We start from the raw sequence: 388 nt of genomic DNA on the forward strand, positions 1-388 counted from the left end.
ATGGGTCCGCCGCATACCGCTCGCTCAAAGACCTGGGCTACGACCACCAACGAACGGTGATGCTGGGCGCGGAGCAGCCCGCCCACGTCGCCATGGCTGGCGTTCACCGGGTGGCAGCACTGGTTCAGCGATGGGTTCTGGGAACCCATCATGGTGCCGTTCAGCCTGCGCATCTGGACGCCTATCTCAACGAGTTCGTCTTCCGCTTCAACCGCAGAACTTCGAGCTCTCGCGGCTTGCTGTTCTACCGCTTGCTTCAGCAGGCCATGCAAACCAGCCCCTACACCTACAGCGACATCACAAAGGCTTCGCCCAAGCCGCCAGACAAGGTGTAAATTACTGGATATGCATCCAGTGTTTTGGCTTTTGTGGAGCTAACTGGATACCC

The 388-nt window shown here is 58.8% G+C and carries 1 protein-coding gene; it reads left to right on the plus strand.

The genetic code is table 11. From position 1 onward, the window contains the following. The coding region (locus tag ABG80_RS08085) for a transposase (protein ID WP_160322492.1) at positions 1–335 on the plus strand (335 nt) is incomplete at its 5' end. Positions 336–388 lie beyond the last annotated feature (53 nt).

The organism is Aquabacterium parvum (genome assembly GCF_001447195.1).
GTDB lineage: Bacteria > Pseudomonadota > Gammaproteobacteria > Burkholderiales > Burkholderiaceae_C > Aquabacterium > Aquabacterium parvum.